Below are 19,892 nucleotides of genomic sequence, written 5' to 3' on the forward strand. Positions count from 1 at the left end.
TCTAGGGAAATTGTCAAACAAGATGATATACTGTTAACCAAAGGATGTCAAGCTGTATCCTGAACAAGGGAACAGTCAAACTAGGAGCCATATGAGGTGAAAATCTCATGTATGGTTCTGAATGGGAGGGGAGGTCGGCAACGACCTTCTCGACCCCTAATCATTATAATTTGATCATCATGTCAGTTTTAATAGCGATCGGTGTACTTGCCCTATTAATTGTCGTTCACGAATTGGGTCATTTTGCCGCCGCCCGTTGGCAATCTATCCATGTTAATCGCTTTTCCATCGGTTTTGGTCCAGCTTTAGCTAAATATCAAGGTAAAGAAACAGAATACGCCCTCCGCGCCATTCCTTTAGGGGGTTACGTTGGTTTTCCCGATGATGATCCCGATAGTCAAATTCCCAATAACGATCCTGATTTATTACGCAATCGTCCCGTTTTCGATCGAGCTATCGTCATTAGTGCGGGAGTAATTGCTAATTTAATTTTTGCCTATTTTTTGCTTGTTACCCAAGTCGCTACGGTGGGTTTTCCCCAAATTAACTATCAAGAAGGGGTAATTATTCCAGAGGTTTTCACCTCGGAAAATTCCGTCGCTAAACAAGCGGGAATGCAAGCGGGGGATATTGTTCTCGCTATCAATGATCAGCCCCTTGGTGCTTCTCAAAATGCCATTATTGACTTCCGTGACATTATTCAATCTTCCCCCGCTCAACCCCTAAAATTAACCATCAAACGCCCGACAGAAACTCTCGATTTAATCGTTACTCCTGAATTGGGAAGTGATGGTCAGGGTAAAATTGGGGTGAGATTGGCTCCTAACGGTGAAGAAACTCGCCTAAAAGCCGATAGTTTTGGGCAAGCTTTTAGCTTGGGTGCGGGTGAATTTCAACGATTAATCCTATTAACCGTGCAAGGTTTTGGGCAGTTAGTTAGTAACTTCAAAGACAGTGTTCAACAGGTAGCAGGACCGGTTAAAATTGTCGAATACGGAGCAGCAATCGCTCGTAATGATGCGGGTAATCTTTTTCAATTTGCCGCCCTAATTAGTATTAACTTAGCGGTGATTAATATTCTGCCTTTACCTGCCCTTGATGGCGGTCAGTTGGTATTTTTATTAATCGAGGCTTTGGTAGGTAAACCTCTCCCAACTAAACTGCAAGATAACATCATGCAAACAGGTCTAGTTTTACTCTTAGGATTAGGAGTTTTCTTAATCGTGCGCGACACGGCTAACCTAGCAGTTTTTCAGGATTTATTCCAGTGATCGCCCCTCGAAAAAAAACTAAGCTTCAACTGCGCGCCCTAGAAATTTTAAGCAACCTAAAGCGATTATATCCAGAGGCAACCTGTAGTTTAAATTATCAAACTCCTGTGCAGTTATTGGTGGCAGTTATTCTCTCGGCACAATGCACTGATGAGCGGGTAAATAAGGTGACTCCTGCTTTATTCGCTCGTTTTCCCGATGCTAAATCCTTAGCTTTTGCCGAGCGAGAGGAGTTAGAAACCCTCATTCGTTCCACGGGATTCTATCGCAATAAAGCTAAAAATATTCAGGGTGCTTGTCAAAAAATTATCAAGGATTTTCAGGGGGAAGTACCCAAGACAATGGGGGAATTATTAACTTTACCCGGGGTAGCTAGAAAAACGGCTAATGTGGTACTTGCTCACGCTTACGGGATTATTGAGGGGGTGACAGTAGATACCCACGTTAAGCGCTTAAGTAATCGTTTGGGTTTAACTACTAATAACGATCCGGTGAAAATTGAACGGGATTTAATGGCTTTACTACCTCAACCGGATTGGGAAACTTTTTCTATTAGTATTATTTACCACGGCCGGGCAGTTTGTAAAGCAAGAAATCCCGCTTGTTTTTCCTGTCAATTAGCCCCTCTTTGTCCCGCAGCAAACAGTAAACAGTAAACAGTAAACTCACACCTGATAACTGGTAACTGAATCACTGATAACTGATAACTGATAACTGATGTGGGGGGCTATAATGGGAAAAAATAGCTCATCCATCAATCTTATGAGTCAAGGCTCTCGGCAAGAAATAAAAACCCAAGCAATAATCCTCGCTACTTTTGTGGCGATTTTTTGGCTGTTAGAGATTTTAGATCAATTTGTTTTTCGGGGCAGTTTAGACGATTTCGGGATTATTCCCCATCAAGTCATCGGATTGCGGGGTATTCTCTTCGCACCTTTCCTACACGGGGACTTTCCCCATCTTATTGCTAATACGGTTCCTTTCCTGATTCTCGGTTGGTTGGTGATGTTACAGGAAACCAGTGACTTTTTTATTGTGACTGGGTTAACTATGCTGGTGGGGGGGTTAGGAGTCTGGTTATTTGCTGCTCCCGGATACACCCATATCGGGGCAAGTATCTTGATTTTTGGCTATTTAGGTTTTTTATTACTGCGAGGCTATTTCCAGAGAAATATTCCTTCTATACTCTTGTCAATTCTAGTCTTTTTACTCTACGGTGGCACAATTTGGGGCGTTTTGCCTTCCCGTCCGGGGATTTCTTGGCAAGGACATTTATTTGGTTTCCTAGGCGGGGTTTTAGCCGCCAAATTAATCGCCACCGAAAAGAAACATTATCCCTAAATGGGGGAACCTTCTATCTCGCTACATACTTCATAAAAATCGGTGACAGGCGGTTTCACAAACAGAGGAGCCATGGATTTCAGCAATAATTCATGGGCTTCGCTTTTATTGGCCTCCATATCATCGATTTTATCCCAGATGATCACGGCAATTCCTTCGTCGGTTCCAGGTTTTTGCAGCAGAAAAGCCCCTTGGAATCCCGTAGAATAGGTGGAAACGGCCTTTTCGTAGAGTTTTTGGGCCTCGGAAAAACACCCCGGTTTAAATTCACCAATAGCCACATAGGCATATTTATGTTTGAGAAAATCGAGAAATTCTGGCATGGCAATGAGGGGAAATGGAATAAATCTTTCTTTCTACTCCTATTAAAACTTAGATCGATCGCTCCCCCCGCCCCATCGACATATTTTTTTAACTAAGCTTCCCCAATTGTCTCTTTTTTTTGTTAGCTTATATGTAGTCGTTATGAGTTCGTATAAATTCTATGATCAAAATCGTTGGTATTAATGGCAGTTTACGCCCCGGATCCTATAGTGCGATGGCGTTAGAAGTTGCTATCAGTCGAGTAGGGGCGTTAGGAGTAGAAACGGAGATAATTGACCTGAGAAAACTCTCTTTACCCTTCTGTAACGGGGGAGATGACTATTCTGACTATCCCGATGTGGCCAAAATGCAGCAAACGGTTAAATCGGCAGCGGGATTAATTTTGGCGACACCGGAGTATCATGGCAGTGTCAGTGGTGTGATGAAGAATGCCCTAGATTTAATGAGTTTTGAGGAGTTATCGGGAAAGGTTGCCGGATTAATCAGTGTTTTAGGCGGCCAATCCAATAGTAATGCCCTAAATGATTTAAGAATCATTCTCCGTTGGGTTCATGCTTGGGTGATTCCCGAACAAATTAGCTTAGGACAAGCGTGGAAAGTCTTCAACGAAGAAGGAAAAATCCTTGACGAGAAGCTTTCCCAACGTTTTGACGCTTTTGCTCAAAGTTTAGTCGATAATACCCGTAAACTCAACGAGATCTAGTAATATCAATGGTGATTTTACCGGTGAAATGGGGAATTGGGGCGGCGGGTTTCGATAATTGTACTCTTACCTGTCGCACTCGATCGAGTTGTAGGATATCCTCAGCGATGACTGTGGCCAATTTTTCCACTAGGGCAAATTTGCCGGTTTCAATCTGGTGTTTGACAATTTCGATCGCTTGTCGATAATCTAGAGTATCTTCAATTGCGTCACTTTTGCCAGCAATGCTGATATCAACTTCTAGGGATAAATCCACCTCAAACCATTGACCTAAAACCTGTTCTTCGGCGAGATATCCTGTGTAACCGTAGGCACGAATTCCTGTAACGTGAATAGTATCCATAGATAGTTAAGTTAAAAAACTGGCGGCTTTTCCCACAAAGATGAAGTGTAACCTAATTTGGTATGGAGAACCGGCTCCCGAAAACGAAAACTTCCTACCCGACCAGATAAGATAACTGCTATAAATTATAGTTTACACGGCTCTTACCTGTTCGGCGTAATCTTTGGGGCGTAGTTGACGGAAACCTTGAAAAGCTAATTGTCTCAAGTTCAGAGGTAAATAGGAAAGCAGTAAACCTAGTCTGGCCCGTCGGGATTTTCCTGACAATTGCGAGGCTTTTTCTATTAAAATTCGCCCAGCTTCGGTTTCTCCCTTTTCAATTAATCTTATTCCCAAACATTCCTGTAAAAAAGCCGTCCTTTTCACTCTTTCTTCTTCTAATTTTAGATCATTAAAGTGATAACCTTCTGTACAAAACAAGTTGGCTTGCAAAAAGTGAACCGCTTGCTTTAAGCTAGTTTGACCCCCATGGAAACGATATTCCATTAATAATTCCGGCAGAAAATAAGCTTGTTTTCCGGCTAAGGCTAAACGCACTAATAAATCAAAATCTTCACAACCATCCGCTTGAGGGCGCATATAATCCACATCGGCCAAAGATTGATAACGGAAAAGAGTCGAACCCACCTGTAAACTTTTATAGAAAAAAGTTTGTCTTTCTAAATCAGGAATAATCCCTTGTTGTAATCTATCTTTGCCCCATTTCGCTGAATTTTTTTTTGTTGCTGATACAACTCTTTGTCCAAATTTATCAATAATCCAGTGATCGGTACAGACAAAATCAACGTTTTTTTCTTGATCTAAAATAGGGACAGTTTTCGCTAAAAATTCAGGAGTTAGTCCATCGTCATCATCGAATTTAATAAAATATTCTCCCCGAGCAGCCGTAAAACCTGATCGCATATTTAAACTTCTGCCAATATTTTGGGGATGACGCAGATAAATTATTCTCGAATCCTGAAATGCTGCCACCACTTCTGGGGTTCGATCAGAAGAACCGTCGTCACAGACAATTAACTCAAAATCTTCATAAGTCTGCCGCAAGACACTATTAATCGAATAGGTGAGATAATCGGCGCGGTTATAGGTGGGAATACAAACAGTTACTTTCGGCATAATATTTCAGTAATCAGTTATCAGTTATCAGTAATCAGTGATCAGTTATCAGTAATCAGTAATCAGTTATCAGTAATCAGCTTGTTACTTGAGAAAGGCAATTAATTGGCCATTTTTCTAGTTATCATCACTATTATCTAGCTGACGGCTGACGGCTGACGGCTGACGGCTGACGGCTTTAAAAGTATTTTTACATTTTTGCAAAGGAATGTTAAGTTTTAGAGTATTGAATGAGTAACCTTGATGGCCATGGCTCCTAAAATAGCAGGGATTATCTGTACCCACAACCGCGATCACTACCTAGAAGGAGCGATCGATAGTCTTTTGGCGCAAACTTGCCCAGATTGCGAGATTTTAGTGGTTGATAACGCATCTACCGATAAAACCCGTCAAGTGGCCGAGTCTCGTCTGGGAGATGGGCGGCTAAAATATGTTTACGAACCTATTTTAGGGCTATCTACCGCCAGAAATCGCGGGGCGAAGGAAACTAGGGCGCCGATCTTAGCATATTTGGATGACGATGCGATCGCTGATCCTCAATGGTTGCAAATTCTGTTAAATGCTTACGAAAATAACGAAAAACTGGCAGTAGCGGGGGGAAAAGTCACCTTAATTTGGCCGCAAGGCTACAGTCAACCCAATTGGTTATCCGATGAGTTAGCAGGGGGTTTAGGGGCTTTCGATTTGGGCGACAATGTGTTATACATTAGCCAAGCGGATTTAACTCCGCGAGGGGTTAATTACTCAATTAGGCGGGATTTCTTGGAGAAAATTGGCGGTTTTGACCCTAATTTGGGAAGAATTGGCAAAAAACTCCTCTCTAACGAGGAATTATACACTACGGAACTGGCACTCGCCCAGGGATGGCAAGTGGGCTATTTTCCCGCAGCATTGGTGGAACACAATGTTGCCCCAGAAAGAATCAATCGTCAATGGTTTATGCGTCGCAGTTGGTGGCAAGGCATCAGCGAACACTACCGGGAAGAAGTGGCAGGAAGAACGGGATTGGCTCAATTTAGGCGAGGAGGTGAGCGCTTGGTGAGAGGATTGGTTAAATCTGTCAAATTTATCAATGATCCCGCTAAAAGCTTTGAGAATCTTCTCTATGCCTACGGACAAATCGGTTATTTAAGCGAGGCCGCCAAGGCGATGTTAACCCCTCAAAAGTAAATTATTGTAAATAAATGGGTAAAAAAGCGTTAATTTGTGGTATATCGGGGCAGGATGGAGCCTACCTAGCCGAATTACTGTTAAAAGCCAGTTATACAGTTTGTGGCACCTCCCGGGATGCCCAAATGTCCTCTTTTAGTAACCTGAAGCGTTTGGGAATCAAGGAACAGGTAAAACTAGAATCGATGGCACTGAATGACTTTCGCAGTGTCCTACAGGTCTTAATTAAAATTCAGCCCGATGAGATCTATAATTTGGCTGGACAAAGTTCTGTGGGTTTATCTTTTGAGCAGCCGGTGGAAACCTTAGAAAGTATTGCCACGGGAACCTTAAATCTTTTAGAAGCAATTCGATTTACTGGAGCAAAAATTAAATTATATAATGCTGGATCGAGTGAATGTTTCGGGGATATTGGCGATAATTCTGCCGATGAAAATACCCCTTTTCGTCCTCGCAGTCCCTACGCTGTCGCCAAATCGGCGGCTTTTTGGGAAGTGGCTAATTATCGAGAAGCCTATGGAATTTTTGCCTGTTCAGGCATACTTTTCAATCATGAATCTCCCCTGCGTCCCGAGCGCTTTGTTACCCAAAAAATTATCGCTGCCGTAGCTAGAATTGCCCAGGGAAGTCCCGAAACTTTGCACTTAGGAAATATGGATATTCAAAGGGATTGGGGTTGGGCGCCGGAGTACGTTGAAGCGATGTATTTAATGCTGCAACAGGAGCAACCCGATGATTACGTCATTGCCACGGGAGAAAGTTCAAAACTAGAGGATTTTGTCGCCACAGCTTTTGCTACTGTTGGCTTAAATTGGCAAGATCATGTAATCTCAGATCGAAGTTTATTAAGACCAACAGATTTAGCCATTAGTCGCGGTAATCCAGGCAAAGCTAAGGAAAAATTAGGTTGGCAAGCACAATACAAAATGACTGATATTGTCCGCATGATGGTAGAAAATCGTTTAGAGAAATAGCTATGAATATCATAATGATTAGTTCCGCCTTTCCCTATCCCCCAACCAGAGGAGGAACTCAGGGCAGAACTTTTAATTTACTCAAGTATCTCAGCAAAAATCATGATATTACTCTCATCGTTCAGCGTACTGCTGATGTCAGCGATGAGGAGGTAGAAAAGTTAGGTAACTTTGTTAGTGAATTGGTAGTTTTTCCCCGTCCTCGAGATGCCAAAACTGGAATAATTGCTAAACTGCAAAGATTAGCTCAATTCCTGCAAACGGGAACCCCTCCCAATGTACTTTTTGGCTATTCTCAAGAGATGCAGAACTGGATAGATAGGGCAGTTAAGAGTCAAAAATTCTCAGTAATTACCAGTGAACATAGCGTTAATGAAATTTATATTCGTCCCCAATGGCAACAGCAAATTAGGACAGTAATTGATGTGCATAGTTCCCTCTATCAAACCTGCAAAAGTCAATTAGAAATTGGGGTTTCTAGTCAAGAATTACGGGATCGTCTCTACCTTCCTCTCATGCGTCGATACGAACAAAAAACTGTGCAGAAATTCTCAAAAATTGTCGTCACCACCGATGATGATCAAAAACAAATGGAAGAATTTGCCCCCAATGGAGAGATTTATTTAATTCCTAATGCAGTAGATTTAGATTTGTTTCCCTATCGTACCGAGGATACTGCTGGACATAATTTAGTGTTTATCGGTGGGTTAGATTATTGGGTTAATATCGATGCGGCCTGTTTTTTAGCCAGGGAAATTTTACCTCGTATTCAAACTACTTACCCCGATACTACTTTAACTCTAGTCGGTGCTAATCCATCCCTAGAAGTGCAAGAATTAACTAAGTTAAAAGGAGTGATTGTGACGGGACGAGTACCATCAATGATCACCTATCTTCATCAGGCAACTGTGGCAGTTATTCCCCTAAGAACGGGTTTTGGAATGAAGTTTAAAACCCTAGAATCGATGGCTGCGGGGGTGCCAGTGGTAGCCAGCGATCGAGGTTTAGAAGGGTTAACAGTGGAAGGAAATAATGTTCCTTTAGCCGCCTTAAGGGCTAATAGTATTGAGGAATATTGTACGGAGATTAGTCGTCTTTTTGAATCGGCAGAGTTACGAGAAAAATTATCTAGAAATGCTCGCAGGTTAATCGAAGATAATTATACTTGGCAGCAAGCAGCCGGTAAGTACGAACAAGTTTTAACTGCTGATATTTGTTAGGAAATTTCTCTAGTTTTTTGTCAATTAATATGCTATCAAATCAAATACCAGTGAAAATATCTGTTGTTGTTCCTCTGTATAACGAGGAAGAAAATGTCGAGGCTCTCTTTAGGCGACTTTTAGCGGTTTTAGAGGCACTAAATATCAGTTATGAGATTGTTTGCGTCAATGATGGTAGTCGTGACAATACTCTCAAAAATCTCGTGGAATATCATCAACGTTATCCACAAATTAAAGTAGTTAATTTATCCCGTAATTTTGGTAAAGATATTGCCATGTCAGCAGGAATTGATTACAGTCAAGGGATGGCAGTCATTCCTATTGATGCTGATTTACAAGATCCCCCCGAATTAATTGCCGAAATGATTGAAAAATGGCAGCAGGGTTATGATGTGGTTTATGCGTCGCGTCGGGTTAGAATTGGCGAAAGTTGGTTGAAACGTTTTACAGCAGAAGGTTTCTATCAAGTCATTAATAAATTAAGTCGGGTTCCTATTCCCCCTAATACGGGAGATTTTCGCTTAATCGATCGCCGAGTGGTAGAATCAATTAAAAAGATGCCCGAACGTCAAAGATTTATGAAAGGAATATTTGCTTGGGTGGGATATAAACAGACATCAATTTTATTCGATCGAGAACCGCGATATCAAGGACAAACTAAATGGAATTACTGGAAATTATGGAATTTTGCCCTCGATGGTATTACCTCTTTTAGTTTTTTGCCTCTGAAAGTCTGGACTTATGTAGGATTTATCATTGCACTTGTTAGTCTTGTTTATGCTATTTTTTTAATGCTCAGGACTATTATTTTAGGAATCGATGTACCCGGATACGCTTCTCTGATGGTTGCCGTCTTATTTTTAGGAGGAATTCAATTACTCACTCTTGGTATTATTGGCGAATATATTGGCAGGGTTTATGAAGAAGTTAAGGGTAGGCCACTTTATCTTGTTCGAGATTGTTATGGTTTTGAAAATAGGGAACAAGTTACTGATAAAATAACTTAAAAGGTAAGATACTGACAAGAGGAGAATTAAATCTATGAATACCGAAATTTTTCAGCAATTTTTTGCCTATTGTGTCGGTAGTTGGCAAACAGAAAGAACCTATCATTATCTAGCTGATCAAGAAGTGGAACGTTCCCGTACTGAATTTCTCATTCAACCCCTAACTAGGGAGATTAAACAGAAAGTTCTCACAGATAATAACTATCCTGAGATTGCTAATTTAGAAAGTATCCCTGGGTTTAATTTAGGTTTCTATACCATCTCGGAAAAAGGGGAAGAAGTCCGACAAAATCTTAATCTTTTATTTGTGGTTAAAGCAGAAAATAACGGTTATTTAGAAGGGGATTATCTTCGTGATTGCGCCTACGAAGAAGCAAGACCAATTATCTCCGCTTTTCGCTTTGATTCCACCACGAGAGAGTTATTAATGACCACCAATTATACTCGCAGTGTTTCCGTGGATTCAATTACTTTAATCAATCCAGACCTGCGAATTCGCAAAATTATTAACTATCAACGTCCCCAGGAGGGGGAACCCTTAGAAAAAGTTCTCTTGGTCGGTTTTGGAGTTGAGTGTAAAGTCAGTTAAAAAAATATTTCTTTTCCCCCCCCCCTTGATTCTCCAGTCAGGGGTAGATTTTATCGTGGGGAAACGATAGGATTAAGGAGCAAAAATAATGCTCAAAATCGGTCAACTTTCCCTAAAAAGTGGTGTTTCAATCGATAACCCGCGTAGGCGGCACGATATGGTTAATGATATTCTGGCATCCAATTAGACCTCGACCTAATTTTATTAAATCACAATAATAGGATATAATAAAACAAATAGTGACTCAAAAAAAGCCATGAAAAACTACACTTGGGAATCCATTCAAAAATATCCAAAACAAACTAAAAGACGATTAGGAATTGACTACCAACAACTAGAACAACTGAGGGTACTTGGAAAACTTATACATCGGAAAAACCAATCAGAAATCGAAAAAACCAAAATTAGGATTAATCAACCAGGAAGCGGAACACCTCCTAAATTATCAGCTATGGGAACAAATTGTTCTAATGTTGGTTTATTTAAGACATCATCTAAGCTTTCAACTCTGAGGACTAATGTTTCAAGTGAGTGAATCAACGGCTCATAATATCTTTACCTATTGGCAAAAACTTTTTGAAGGCGAGTTACCGCCAAGTTTTTTAGAACAAATAAAGAAGTGCCAAGAAGAGGAAATAATAATTGAACAATTAAGGGATTATGAGTTGATTGTTGATAGCGCAGAACAGCCCGTGGAGAGACCGACCGATGATCAAGAACAAAAAATATATTATTCGGGAAAGCCAAGAAGACATACTTGAAAAAGTCAATTTATTGTCTGGCCAAAAGCTGAAGATATGGCGTTGTCAGCTCAGAATATGAAGAATGAATTGCGACACAACGAAAGCCTTACTCTTAAAGCGTTTTCAAGTCTGCTCTGGTGCGCCATCATCTTCAAACTTGACAACACCGGTTATTCAACCTTTTCCATCTACTGAATTTAGATAAGTAGGGAGGCACAATTATTTGTAGGATGGGTTAGCGCACTTCGTAACCCATGCGGGTGTTGGGTTTCATGCTTCAACCGTTCGGCAAAAGCTCACGGCCGAAGCCCAACCTACGTTCATCTTATATTTAATTCCACCCACTCACTTAGTCAAAAGCTTCTTACCATCTGTCAGCCCAAAACCCTAGGCTAACTACTGTTTGATTAACGATAACCTATCATGTCTGAGATCTATCGTCTTGCCCAAGGCCATTTAAACCTATTGGAAACCTGTCCACCGAGATTTCAAAAAGTCTATCTAGAGCAACTTAACACACCGGCTGACCCCGGGCAATTGCAGCGGCAAGAATGGGGCAGCCAGTTTCACCTATTATTACAGCAGCGGGAATTAGGGCTGCCGATCGCCTCCCTATTAGGGGAAAATGAACAGTTAGAACATTGTTTAACGGCCCTGTTAAAGGCTGCCCCAGTAATTGCCCAAAATCCGGGAGAAGCCAATCGAGAAGCGGAACATTGTCGCAGTTTAACTGTGGGTAATTATTTATTGACGGTTATCTATGATTTAATTTTACTAGAGAGCGATCGAGCGATAATTTTTGACTGGAAAACCTACTTAAAACCTGTCGATGCCGACAAACTAGCCAAAAATTGGCAGACGAGACTTTATCTGTATGTGTTGGGAGAAACTTCTGCTTATCCTCTTGATAGTTTATCGATGACCTATTGGTTTGTGCAGTTACCCCGCAGCCCCCAACAAGTTACTTTTAACTATAATCAGAAACTACACCAACAGACAGGGCGGGATTTACGCCGTTTATTGAAGGCTCTCGATCGCTATCTATCAGCATACCAACATGATTTAGTCAATTTTCCCCATCGTCCCGATTGTCAGCTTCATTGTCCCTATTATGTTGCACAAGAGCGATCGGGCCAAATAGAGTTACCCTCGATCGAGGATATCCCTGAAATCAATCCTTTTGTCTAATTTTGCCAATTTCGTCAGAATTCTCCGAGTCGGGAGATTGCTTTTATTTATTCTCCCCACACCCTACCCCCACTCTGCAATAATTACTCGCAGCCAGAAATGCGTTGGTTTGTTATCATACTTTGTGCTTGTTGTCAAAAAAACTTTTTTTTTGCAATAAAACTACACAAAAAAAAGATCATCGTTGTGGGTGAAATTGACTCATTTACCTGTCTTAATTAGGATTACCTTGTAGGTGTAGCAAGGGTTTCAACCATTGCCGCCCAAAAAAGTACAGAATAACCAACTATGAAATTCTACCAAATCGCTGTAACTATTGCAACATCGTTGTTAAATAAAAATATTTCTCAATTAATTGTTAAGAATTTATAAATATTGCGGAATGTTAATTTAAATATTCTCAAGTGTTTGTAGTCAATAAATAATTTTTGCTTATCTTTAGCTCAAAAACAATAGAACTCCTGCAAAAATCTCACATCTACCATTGGGTTAGGAGTCAGTATTCTCCGAGTCAGGAGATTATTTTTATTTATCCTTCCCATCCCCCACACCCCCATTCTCGACAATTCTTCTTCTCTGCGGCGTTAACCATGGTCGATAATAACAAAAGACAGATCGATCGCTTGCGCCCATGACCGGCAACCACTACCAAACCTTAGAAATCAGCCATAAATCGACCCCTGACGAGATTAAACAGGCCTACCGGCGTTTAGCCAGACAATTCCATCCCGATAGTCAAAACGATAGTGCCAGTCACGATAAAATCGTCGCTATTAACGCCGCCTACGAGATTTTAAGCGATCCGAGACTAAGAAAAGACTACGATAATCAACTAATCGCCAATTCTCCCGAAAAACGCGCCCAACGCACTGCCACCGTCCAAGCAGATTACCATCGTTACAAAGAAGCAGCCCGGGAAGACGAAGCCCTGGTCAAACAGTGGTATAACCAGACCTATAGCCCGATTAATCGTCTGATTGGTCAAATTATCCGGCCCCTCAAAGGTCAGATCGATCGCCTATCCGCCGATCCCTTCGATGATCAGTTAATGGCTGTTTTTCAAGACTATCTAGAAACCTGTCGCCAAAATCTCGATCGAGCCAAAACCCTCTTTTGCCAACGGCCCAACCCTGCCAAAATGGCCAAAGTGGCCGCTTCTCTTTACTACTGTCTCAATCATCTCACTGATGGATTAGAAGAATTAGAAACCTTTACCCTTAACTACGATGATCGCTCTCTCCACACCGGCCAAGAAATGTTTCGCATGGCCCAGCGTTTACAGGTGGAAGCTAAACAGATAGCCAGTCAGTGCCAAAATTAAATCTCTAGCCATGGGCAAAAAAAAAGACGAAAATAGATCAAGACCAGATTTACCCAACCCTAGCTTAACCCCGATGAGAGACAAACAATCAGAAATTACCAATATATCCACCACTAGAGATTCTGATCTTTATTCCTTGCCTCCGGCCGTCCAACGGGCTGCTAATATCCTTTTACGTCAGGGAAGAATCGGTTTTTGGACGCAGATTGTCCTAGGCGTGATTTCAGGGGTTTTATTACTCATTGCTACCGCTAGTTTATTAGGGACGAGACAACGCACTTCTGGCATTGAAATCGGTGTTTTGTGTGCCATTGGTGGAGCTTGTTTCTTGGTGGTTGCCATTTTCTTTTCTTCTCGTTACATGAAAATTGCCCGTCAAATGTTGAGGGGTGATCAAGATAGTCGCCCGAAAAAATCCGATACTATTCAGTTAATCCGTCAGGGTTTAATCGCTAATATTATCGGGATGTTTTTAACGATTTTGGGGGCGCAAGCTTTAGCGGGAATCGTCTTAATTAAATCCCTCAATGTTCCCCAAGGTACTTTTAATGTTGCCTCTAACCCCAGTCAATTTGTTAATTCTGTTGACCTGTTAATTGTGCAGGCTAATACTAATACAATTCTCGCTCACTTTACCGGTATCGTTACTTCTTTGTGGCTTCTTAATCGTATTACTTCTAAATAAATATGGCCATGCAACGCACTCGTTTAAGTACGCTGGCTAATGTCACCAGCAGTCGATTTAATAGCTTTTTTAGCAATCCTTGGCGGCGGATTTCCCTACGGATAATTTGTGTTTTATTTGGAACTTTTGCCGGTCAAGCAATTGTCACCACTGCTGGGCAAACTGCCCAATGGGATGTCACGGCTGCTGGTTTATTAGTGCTGTTTACAGAGGCGATTAGCCGGATTGTTTACCGACAAAGTTCTCAGGCTAAACCCGCACCGATTCTGCGAGAATCTTTCAATTTACTAAAAATTGGTGTCACCTATAGTTTATTTCTAGAGGCCTTTAAAATTGGCTCTTAAATATTTAATGCTCGCTGCCGTTTTCCTGTACCGATCCTAACTGTTATTTTTGTGCGATTTCTAACAGCACTTTTCTTACATTTCATCGGGGTTAATTCCAAGCAATCTCAGCCGTTCAGCCAGCCTTGTGGCTCTTTGTTCAGCCTCTTGTTTAGCCAAGCGTTCTTGAGATGCGATCGCCTCAGCCTGGTTCGCTCTTTCCGCTGCCGTTAGATAGCGATTTCCTGACTTGTCATACCAGTATAACCATTCCCGATACCAAGCAATATGTTCTCCTTTTTCGTAACCTAGTGCCAAGCCAATTTCAGGCAACCAAACTCGATTATTCTCACTCTCTAGAAGTTGATATTTTCCTGAGATTAATTTATATACTTCTAATCTTTGTCGGTTTTTAAATCTTCCTCTTCTGCCACTGAAAGGATTGTATATTGCATAATACTGAATCCCCAGGCTTTGGTAATTTAAGAATTTTTCCTCATATTCACTATTATACTTCTCGGAAATCACCTCTAAAAACAAAATCGGTAAGATGTACTTTTCTCCCCACAAAACATAGCTTAACCGGCCTCTTTCTCCCGTATCATGGTTGACTCCAACTGCTAAGAAACCATCGGGGACAAAAGCTGGTTCGTCTGGATTATAATAGACAGCCATATCTACCCCAAAATACCAATCATCTCGACCGGCCCAAATTGAGGCTAATAAACTTAGCAGCAGATTGGGAATATCATTCTGTAACTGATTGTCCACTGGAGTTTCGTCGGAAGATGGTAATTCTTCGGCGCTGGGAAGAGGGCGATTTTTGTTATAGGTGAGGTTAACCATAGCTCCTGCAAGCGTGGTGTTTGATTACTGCTAATTTTAACGGAAAATCTTGCCCCTTGCCTCATCTCAACAAGCAATTTAAATGCGCGGGCAGAGCTTATGCAACAAGATTTTTAGATTTATTCAGCCAGCCCTATTTAATGATCACTGCCGTTTTCCTGTACCGATCCTAACTGTTGACGCACATCATCGATCGCTAGATTTAACTGGGCAATTTTATCTTCTAAACTGCGGCGGGCCATTTCCATGCCTTCCTCTGGAGTCAAGCGCCCATTGCGGCTCCCCTCCAAAAAAGCTTGATTATCACCATCTCCTAAACTGCGACGGCTGCGATTAGCCAACACTGTCCCCAAAACACCGCCCACTAAACCACCGACAATCGCACCGGCTAAAAAACCGCCCGTAAACCCATCTCGCTGACTCATAATCCGTTTTTCTCCTAATAGGTTCCAAAAGCTCGATCGCCGGCATCGCCCAATCCCGGCACGATGTAACCGCGGCTATTTAATCCTTCATCGATAATAGCCGTATAGATGTTCAAACTGGGATAATTTTGACTCAATTTCTGTAAAGCTGGCGGAGCAGCCACCACGGAAATCAGGCGAATCAGGGCAGGATCAACGCCTCTGCTGGTAATTTCTGCCATTGCCATTGAAATTGATCCCCCCGTGGCTAACATCGGTTCCAGAATTAAGACTCTCGTGGCCGGATCAAAACTGGCCGGTAATTTATTTAAATAACAACTCGCCTCTAGGGTTTCCTCATTTCTGGCTAAACCGAGGTGATAGGTACTAGCTAGGGGTAAAAGGCTTTGCGCCCCTTCCAACAGGGCTAATCCTGCCCGTAAAATCGGGACTACGGCGATCGGTACGCTAGGATCGATAAAAGTAGCCGGACATTCTGCTAGAGGGGTTTTAACGCTAGTTTCCAGTGTCGGCAACCATTGCCGTGCTGCTTCGTAGGTTAACCAGCGGCCTAGTTCCGTCATCGCTGTTTTAAACAGTACCGAGGGGGTATTTTGATCGCGGGCGATCGCCAGCCAATGCTTAACTAGAGGATGTTCGGGAACATAGACGCGCAGTTGTAAAACCATGAAAACACTAGAACTCGATCGAGGGCTAAACTTTATCTTAAGGGAAAAAGCCTTCAGGAGTCAGTAATCAGTAATCAGTAATCAGTAATCAGTAATCAGCTTTTTTCTCCCTTCTCCCTTCTCCCTTCTCCCCACACCCTACACCCCTAACACCCAAAACTAGGTTAAAATAAAAAGCAAGCCAGAAGCTTGCGAGCGGCTTCTGACTTGGGGAATTTTAACGACGACGGGTTCTTTGTCGTCTCCGGGCTACTGCTTTACGCTTTCTCTTTTCTTGAGGGGTTTCAAAAAATTGATGCTTTTTGATATCCGCATAAATTCCCGCTTTCGCTACCTGTCGCTTAAAACGACGCAGGGCTGATTCGATCGCCTCGTTCTGACCAACTACCACTTGGGTCATTAACCTAATTCACCTCCTGTAATTGCTCTCTGCCTAAAAAATGCCAACTTCTCATTATAGCACAATCTAGGGTAAAAAGCGATCCAAGGCGGCCTTTAATTCTTCAATTTCTGTCTCGATATTACCTTCCTGGGCAGCCCGGGCAATACATTCGCTCAGATGTTCGTCGAGAATAATTCTGGCGACGCGATCAATCGCCCCGCGAATAGCGGCAATTTGCATCAAAACTTCAGGACAGGGACGATTTTCCGATACCATCGTCTTGATGCCGCGAATATGTCCTTCGATCCGCGAGAGACGGTTAATAATTTGCTTCAGGGAAGCTTCGCTATGGACGTGGGGAGTCCCTTTTAACTCGTGGTCATGTCCCGTCTCGTCGTGGTTGTGAAGGGGGTCGAAAGGGGTAATTTGATTAGTCAAGGGTTTACTGTCAATTCAGTTCTACTCTCTAGTGTGCCACAGTTGCGAACCCCAGCCCCTAGGATGGTTTTGTCCAGTTTAAATTTCCGTTCAGGGGTCAATGCAAGTCGCCCCTACAAAATAATGTTATTTTCCAATGGTAGGGGCGCATCGTGTGCGCCCAAGATGTAATATAGATATTTCGACAAAATTGAGATGCACCCAGTAACAATTCTCCCCTTGCAAGGGGAAGAAAATTAAAGTCTTTCTGATTTCAAGCTGCCGAAAACCAGCTGTGGTGACTGATCACTGATAACTGAAATAACCTACTATAGTTCAGATTGACCAGGAAAAAGATGATATTGACTTTACTATTAGCTTGGCTTTTAGTTGCTAACATGAATAGCCAAGGAGTTTTAGCAGCGACGATCGATTTTCAATGGTTGGGAAATCAAGGCTATACAGCTAAAGGTTCTTTCAGTTATGATGAAAAAACGGCCCCGACTATCTTTTCGGAAAAAGGTTCGGGAAAAACGCAAGTTTTAGAAAATTTTCAAGTATCTTTTTATGATAATAGTGGTCAAGAGATCGCTAAATACGATAATGTCAGCGAGGGAATTTCCTCGGCTAATTATTTTCAGTTTAATTTTAATACCAAAACTGGTCAAGTTTTCGGCTCGATCGATCTGGGGGGTGAAGGGATGGGGGAAATCTATCTTCAAGGGGTGGTTAACGATAATTTGGCACTCTTGCGGGTGGAGTCGGTAGATCTGGTCATGGATGAGGATGATTCACCAGAAATTATCACTCAGTTTTAACTAAATTGATCGGAAAAATAGGGATCATTCTAGCCTAATTTTTCTGCTAATTCTAACCAGCGATCGGTTAAATTATCAATTTTTTGAGTCAATTGAGCCAATTCTTCGGTCAGAGCGGTTATTTTGGTAAAATCTTCTAGGGGTTCTCCATAAAGTACCTGTTCAATTTCAGTTTTTCTTGCTTCTAAAATTGGTATTTGTTTTTCGATATCTTCGTATTCTTTTTTCTCTTTAAAAGAGATTTTCTTATTGACAGGTGACGGGGAAGCTTTAACAGTTTTTGGGGTGACTTTTTTTTCTTTTGGTTCCTCCTCCTCTTTTTTCTGATCGAGATAAAGGGAATAATTACCTGGATATTGACGGATATTACCCCCAGTTTCAAAAGCAAAAATAGTATCAACTACTCGATCGAGAAAATAGCGATCATGGGAAACGACAATCACACAACCGTTAAAGTCCTCTAAATATTCTTCTAAAATTGCTAAAGTCTGCACATCGAGATCATTGGTGGGTTCATCTAAGATTAAAACATTAGGCGCACTCATCAAAACTCGTAGTAAAAATAAGCGTCGTCTTTCTCCTCCAGAAAGTTTATAAATTGGTGCATACTGTTGATCGGGAGGAAAGAGAAATTTTTCTAACATCTGGGAAGCGGTGATGACGCTACCGTCTAGAGTTTTGACTAATTCGGCCACACTTTTCAGATATTCGATCACTCTTTGATTTTCATTGATATTGAGATCATCGGATTGTTGATCGAAGTAACCAATATGAATAGTGGAACCGATGTCAACCGTGCCTGAATCGGGGAGAATTTTCCCGGTAATAATATCCATGAGAGTAGATTTTCCTACCCCATTACTGCCAATAACACCGATGCGATCTTCGGGAGTAAAAATATAGGTAAAATCTTTAATTAAAGTGCGATCTCCGTAAGCTTTCGAGAGCTTTTCTACTTCAATAACTTTTTTGCCGATGCGTCTTCCTGCGGTGGCAATATCGACTTTTCCCTCCACCTGTTTAAATTCCTTAGTCCCCATTGCCTGAATGCGATCGATCCGCGCTTTTTGTTTGGTACTGCGCGCTTTTGGTCCCCGGGATAACCATTCTAATTCCCGTCGTAAAACTCCCGCGTGTTTGCGTTGACTACTGGCGATCGATTCTTCCGCTAAAGCTTTTTTTTCTAAAAAATAAGCGTAATTTCCCCCATAAGTATATAAATCTCCTCGATCGATTTCAATGATACGATTAGTCACTCGATCGAGAAAATAGCGATCGTGAGTAATTAATAATAATCCTCCCCGAAAACGGGACAAATAACTCTGTAACCACTCCACGGAAAGCGCATCTAAATGGTTTGTGGGTTCATCCATCAATAAACAGTCAGGATCGGCTAAAAGTGCGGTAGCGATGGCGATTCTTTTGCGATATCCCCCCGATAAATCTCCCACGCGAGCATTAAAATTATCGATGCCCAGTTTACTTAAAATAACTTTAGCATTGGTTTCTAAATCCCAGGCGGCAAGTTTATCAATTTGTTGCGAAACCCTTGACAAACGTTCCATAATAGTATCCAGATTTTCTGGCTCATGGACAAGGCGATCGGACAATTCCTCGTATTCCTTGATTAAAGTCATGCTTTCGCCACTATCAGCGAAAACCTGCTCTAAAACCGTTTTATCGTCGTCTAGATCGGGTTGCTGGGGTAAATAGACGATTTTCATCCCTGAATTGATTTGAATTTCGCCACCATCGATCGCTTCTAATCCGGCGATCATTTTCAATAGGGTCGATTTTCCCGATCCATTCGTACCGATCAGGCCGACTTTATCCCAATCATCGAGACTAAAACTGGCATCTTTGAGAATTTCCTTGATACCGAAGTCTTTTTTGAGCGATCGAACCGTCAGCAGTGTCATGATTCCCTAGAATAATCCTTCTTTTCTAGTGTAATGTCTGGACTAATGCAAGGGATAGATTAAAGTAGGGTCTGCTGAAAAAGTTTTTCCTGGGGTGTG

General features: G+C 41.8%; 26 protein-coding genes. 17 read left to right on the plus strand and 9 right to left on the minus strand.

The window, feature by feature from the left end:
* Window positions 1–179: 179 nt before the first annotated feature.
* The 3 genes from rseP (at window position 180) to GQR42_RS02775 (ending at window position 2,612) form a co-directional block, all read left to right on the plus strand.
* Entirely contained in the window at window positions 180–1,271 is a 1,092-nt protein-coding gene (gene rseP, locus GQR42_RS02765; protein ID WP_158198819.1) for an RIP metalloprotease RseP, read from the plus strand.
* Window positions 1,271–1,927: an endonuclease III gene (gene nth / locus GQR42_RS02770; protein WP_158202351.1), complete on the plus strand. Its 657-nt coding sequence runs from the start codon at window positions 1,271–1,273 to the stop codon at window positions 1,925–1,927. The genes rseP and nth overlap by 1 nt, the downstream gene beginning before the upstream one ends.
* A 76-nt stretch (window positions 1,928–2,003) precedes the next feature.
* The gene (locus GQR42_RS02775; protein WP_158202352.1) at window positions 2,004–2,612 is read left to right on the plus strand and encodes a rhomboid family intramembrane serine protease; all 609 of its coding nucleotides are present in this window, start codon (window positions 2,004–2,006) and stop codon (window positions 2,610–2,612) included.
* Here GQR42_RS02775 and GQR42_RS02780 read toward each other — a convergent pair.
* Window positions 2,609–2,935, minus strand: coding sequence for a hypothetical protein (locus tag GQR42_RS02780; RefSeq protein WP_024969378.1), 327 nt, complete (start codon window positions 2,933–2,935; stop codon window positions 2,609–2,611). The two genes, GQR42_RS02775 and GQR42_RS02780, sit on opposite strands and share 4 nt — an antisense overlap.
* 161 nt (window positions 2,936–3,096) lie before the next feature.
* On the opposite strand from GQR42_RS02780, the gene GQR42_RS02785 reads away from it, so the two are divergent.
* Entirely contained in the window at window positions 3,097–3,639 is a 543-nt protein-coding gene (locus tag GQR42_RS02785; RefSeq protein WP_158198820.1) for an NADPH-dependent FMN reductase, read from the plus strand.
* Here GQR42_RS02785 and folB read toward each other — a convergent pair.
* Together folB and GQR42_RS02795 are read right to left on the minus strand one after the other, a co-directional pair.
* On the minus strand, window positions 3,626–3,982 hold the full coding sequence (gene folB / locus GQR42_RS02790; RefSeq protein WP_002755742.1) for a dihydroneopterin aldolase: 357 nt from the start codon (window positions 3,980–3,982) through the stop codon (window positions 3,626–3,628). The genes GQR42_RS02785 and folB overlap by 14 nt on opposite strands.
* Before the next feature lie 132 nt (window positions 3,983–4,114).
* The gene (locus GQR42_RS02795) at window positions 4,115–5,098 is read right to left on the minus strand and encodes a glycosyltransferase family 2 protein (RefSeq protein WP_158198821.1); all 984 of its coding nucleotides are present in this window, start codon (window positions 5,096–5,098) and stop codon (window positions 4,115–4,117) included.
* A gap of 249 nt (window positions 5,099–5,347) precedes the next feature.
* Here GQR42_RS02795 and GQR42_RS02800 point away from each other — a divergent pair, with 249 nt between their 5' ends.
* The 12 genes from GQR42_RS02800 to GQR42_RS02850 all read left to right on the plus strand — a co-directional run bounded on the left by GQR42_RS02800 (window position 5,348) and on the right by GQR42_RS02850 (window position 14,339).
* A complete protein-coding gene (locus GQR42_RS02800) occupies window positions 5,348–6,268 on the plus strand; it encodes a glycosyltransferase family 2 protein (RefSeq protein WP_158202353.1) in 921 nt (306 codons plus the stop codon).
* A gap of 14 nt (window positions 6,269–6,282) precedes the next feature.
* On the plus strand, window positions 6,283–7,242 hold the full coding sequence (locus GQR42_RS02805) for a GDP-mannose 4,6-dehydratase (RefSeq protein WP_158198822.1): 960 nt from the start codon (window positions 6,283–6,285) through the stop codon (window positions 7,240–7,242).
* A 2-nt stretch (window positions 7,243–7,244) separates the two neighbouring features.
* A complete protein-coding gene (locus GQR42_RS02810) occupies window positions 7,245–8,462 on the plus strand; it encodes a glycosyltransferase family 4 protein (protein WP_158198823.1) in 1,218 nt (405 codons plus the stop codon).
* 29 nt (window positions 8,463–8,491) lie between these two features.
* A complete protein-coding gene (locus tag GQR42_RS02815) occupies window positions 8,492–9,469 on the plus strand; it encodes a glycosyltransferase family 2 protein (protein ID WP_158198824.1) in 978 nt (325 codons plus the stop codon).
* Between the two features lie 34 nt (window positions 9,470–9,503).
* A complete protein-coding gene (locus tag GQR42_RS02820) occupies window positions 9,504–10,058 on the plus strand; it encodes a phycobiliprotein lyase (RefSeq protein WP_158198825.1) in 555 nt (184 codons plus the stop codon).
* Between the two features lie 256 nt (window positions 10,059–10,314).
* Window positions 10,315–10,593, plus strand: coding sequence for a hypothetical protein (locus tag GQR42_RS28245; RefSeq protein WP_233271241.1), 279 nt, complete (start codon window positions 10,315–10,317; stop codon window positions 10,591–10,593).
* Window positions 10,586–10,819 (plus strand): transposase, encoded by a 234-nt coding sequence (locus tag GQR42_RS28250; RefSeq protein WP_233271242.1) that lies wholly within the window; start codon window positions 10,586–10,588, stop codon window positions 10,817–10,819. The genes GQR42_RS28245 and GQR42_RS28250 overlap by 8 nt, the downstream gene beginning before the upstream one ends.
* 405 nt (window positions 10,820–11,224) lie before the next feature.
* The gene (locus GQR42_RS02830; RefSeq protein ID WP_158198826.1) at window positions 11,225–11,989 is read left to right on the plus strand and encodes a PD-(D/E)XK nuclease family protein; all 765 of its coding nucleotides are present in this window, start codon (window positions 11,225–11,227) and stop codon (window positions 11,987–11,989) included.
* Between the two features lie 428 nt (window positions 11,990–12,417).
* Complete coding sequence (locus tag GQR42_RS02835) at window positions 12,418–12,624, plus strand: hypothetical protein (RefSeq protein WP_158198827.1); 207 nt, start codon at window positions 12,418–12,420, stop codon at window positions 12,622–12,624.
* On the plus strand, window positions 12,621–13,310 hold the full coding sequence (locus tag GQR42_RS02840) for a J domain-containing protein (RefSeq protein ID WP_158198828.1): 690 nt from the start codon (window positions 12,621–12,623) through the stop codon (window positions 13,308–13,310). Before GQR42_RS02835 ends, GQR42_RS02840 begins: the two co-directional genes overlap by 4 nt.
* A 73-nt stretch (window positions 13,311–13,383) precedes the next feature.
* Window positions 13,384–13,995 carry a DUF3611 family protein gene (locus GQR42_RS02845; protein ID WP_158202354.1) on the plus strand — a complete coding sequence of 204 codons (612 nt, stop codon included), beginning with the start codon at window positions 13,384–13,386 and terminating at the stop codon, window positions 13,993–13,995.
* 2 nt (window positions 13,996–13,997) lie between these two features.
* A complete protein-coding gene (locus GQR42_RS02850; RefSeq protein WP_158198829.1) occupies window positions 13,998–14,339 on the plus strand; it encodes a DUF565 domain-containing protein in 342 nt (113 codons plus the stop codon).
* 75 nt (window positions 14,340–14,414) lie between these two features.
* On the opposite strand, the gene GQR42_RS02855 is transcribed toward GQR42_RS02850, so the two are convergent.
* From GQR42_RS02855 to GQR42_RS02875, 5 genes are all read right to left on the minus strand, one after another.
* The gene (locus GQR42_RS02855) at window positions 14,415–15,164 is read right to left on the minus strand and encodes a Uma2 family endonuclease (protein WP_158198830.1); all 750 of its coding nucleotides are present in this window, start codon (window positions 15,162–15,164) and stop codon (window positions 14,415–14,417) included.
* A 137-nt stretch (window positions 15,165–15,301) separates the two neighbouring features.
* On the minus strand, window positions 15,302–15,589 hold the full coding sequence (locus GQR42_RS02860) for a hypothetical protein (protein ID WP_158198831.1): 288 nt from the start codon (window positions 15,587–15,589) through the stop codon (window positions 15,302–15,304).
* A 14-nt stretch (window positions 15,590–15,603) separates the two neighbouring features.
* Entirely contained in the window at window positions 15,604–16,257 is a 654-nt protein-coding gene (gene upp / locus GQR42_RS02865) for a uracil phosphoribosyltransferase (RefSeq protein WP_158198832.1), read from the minus strand.
* Between the two features lie 217 nt (window positions 16,258–16,474).
* Entirely contained in the window at window positions 16,475–16,657 is a 183-nt protein-coding gene (gene rpsU, locus GQR42_RS02870) for a 30S ribosomal protein S21 (protein ID WP_002738938.1), read from the minus strand.
* Window positions 16,658–16,723: 66 nt separating this feature from the next.
* Window positions 16,724–17,077 (minus strand): metal-sensing transcriptional repressor, encoded by a 354-nt coding sequence (locus GQR42_RS02875; RefSeq protein ID WP_158198833.1) that lies wholly within the window; start codon window positions 17,075–17,077, stop codon window positions 16,724–16,726.
* Window positions 17,078–17,412: 335 nt separating this feature from the next.
* On the opposite strand from GQR42_RS02875, the gene GQR42_RS02880 reads away from it, so the two are divergent.
* Window positions 17,413–17,874 carry a hypothetical protein gene (locus tag GQR42_RS02880; RefSeq protein WP_158198834.1) on the plus strand — a complete coding sequence of 154 codons (462 nt, stop codon included), beginning with the start codon at window positions 17,413–17,415 and terminating at the stop codon, window positions 17,872–17,874.
* Between the two features lie 29 nt (window positions 17,875–17,903).
* Here GQR42_RS02880 and GQR42_RS02885 read toward each other — a convergent pair whose 3' ends face one another.
* A complete protein-coding gene (locus tag GQR42_RS02885; RefSeq protein ID WP_158198835.1) occupies window positions 17,904–19,793 on the minus strand; it encodes an ABC-F family ATP-binding cassette domain-containing protein in 1,890 nt (629 codons plus the stop codon).
* Window positions 19,794–19,892: the final 99 nt, after the last annotated feature.

This window comes from Microcystis aeruginosa FD4 (assembly GCF_009792235.1).
In the GTDB taxonomy this organism is placed as follows: domain Bacteria; phylum Cyanobacteriota; class Cyanobacteriia; order Cyanobacteriales; family Microcystaceae; genus Microcystis; species Microcystis viridis.

Coding starts and splice junctions, on each gene's coding strand:
- GQR42_RS02775 (WP_158202352.1), top strand. CDS start 2,004: ATGGGAAAAAATAGCTCATCCATCAATCTTATGAGTCAAGGCTCTCGG.
- GQR42_RS02840 (WP_158198828.1), top strand. CDS start 12,621: ATGACCGGCAACCACTACCAAACCTTAGAAATCAGCCATAAATCGACC.
- GQR42_RS02845 (WP_158202354.1), top strand. CDS start 13,384: ATGAGAGACAAACAATCAGAAATTACCAATATATCCACCACTAGAGAT.
- GQR42_RS28245 (WP_233271241.1), top strand. CDS start 10,315: ATGAAAAACTACACTTGGGAATCCATTCAAAAATATCCAAAACAAACT.
- GQR42_RS02780 (WP_024969378.1), bottom strand. CDS start 2,935: ATGCCAGAATTTCTCGATTTTCTCAAACATAAATATGCCTATGTGGCT.
- GQR42_RS02795 (WP_158198821.1), bottom strand. CDS start 5,098: ATGCCGAAAGTAACTGTTTGTATTCCCACCTATAACCGCGCCGATTAT.
- GQR42_RS02820 (WP_158198825.1), top strand. CDS start 9,504: ATGAATACCGAAATTTTTCAGCAATTTTTTGCCTATTGTGTCGGTAGT.
- folB (WP_002755742.1), bottom strand. CDS start 3,982: ATGGATACTATTCACGTTACAGGAATTCGTGCCTACGGTTACACAGGA.
- GQR42_RS02810 (WP_158198823.1), top strand. CDS start 7,245: ATGAATATCATAATGATTAGTTCCGCCTTTCCCTATCCCCCAACCAGA.
- GQR42_RS02860 (WP_158198831.1), bottom strand. CDS start 15,589: ATGAGTCAGCGAGATGGGTTTACGGGCGGTTTTTTAGCCGGTGCGATT.
- GQR42_RS02815 (WP_158198824.1), top strand. CDS start 8,492: ATGCTATCAAATCAAATACCAGTGAAAATATCTGTTGTTGTTCCTCTG.
- GQR42_RS02880 (WP_158198834.1), top strand. CDS start 17,413: ATGATATTGACTTTACTATTAGCTTGGCTTTTAGTTGCTAACATGAAT.
- GQR42_RS02855 (WP_158198830.1), bottom strand. CDS start 15,164: ATGGTTAACCTCACCTATAACAAAAATCGCCCTCTTCCCAGCGCCGAA.
- GQR42_RS02830 (WP_158198826.1), top strand. CDS start 11,225: ATGTCTGAGATCTATCGTCTTGCCCAAGGCCATTTAAACCTATTGGAA.
- rseP (WP_158198819.1), top strand. CDS start 180: ATGTCAGTTTTAATAGCGATCGGTGTACTTGCCCTATTAATTGTCGTT.
- upp (WP_158198832.1), bottom strand. CDS start 16,257: ATGGTTTTACAACTGCGCGTCTATGTTCCCGAACATCCTCTAGTTAAG.
- GQR42_RS02805 (WP_158198822.1), top strand. CDS start 6,283: ATGGGTAAAAAAGCGTTAATTTGTGGTATATCGGGGCAGGATGGAGCC.
- GQR42_RS02850 (WP_158198829.1), top strand. CDS start 13,998: ATGGCCATGCAACGCACTCGTTTAAGTACGCTGGCTAATGTCACCAGC.
- GQR42_RS02785 (WP_158198820.1), top strand. CDS start 3,097: ATGATCAAAATCGTTGGTATTAATGGCAGTTTACGCCCCGGATCCTAT.
- GQR42_RS02800 (WP_158202353.1), top strand. CDS start 5,348: ATGGCTCCTAAAATAGCAGGGATTATCTGTACCCACAACCGCGATCAC.
- GQR42_RS02885 (WP_158198835.1), bottom strand. CDS start 19,793: ATGACACTGCTGACGGTTCGATCGCTCAAAAAAGACTTCGGTATCAAG.
- rpsU (WP_002738938.1), bottom strand. CDS start 16,657: ATGACCCAAGTGGTAGTTGGTCAGAACGAGGCGATCGAATCAGCCCTG.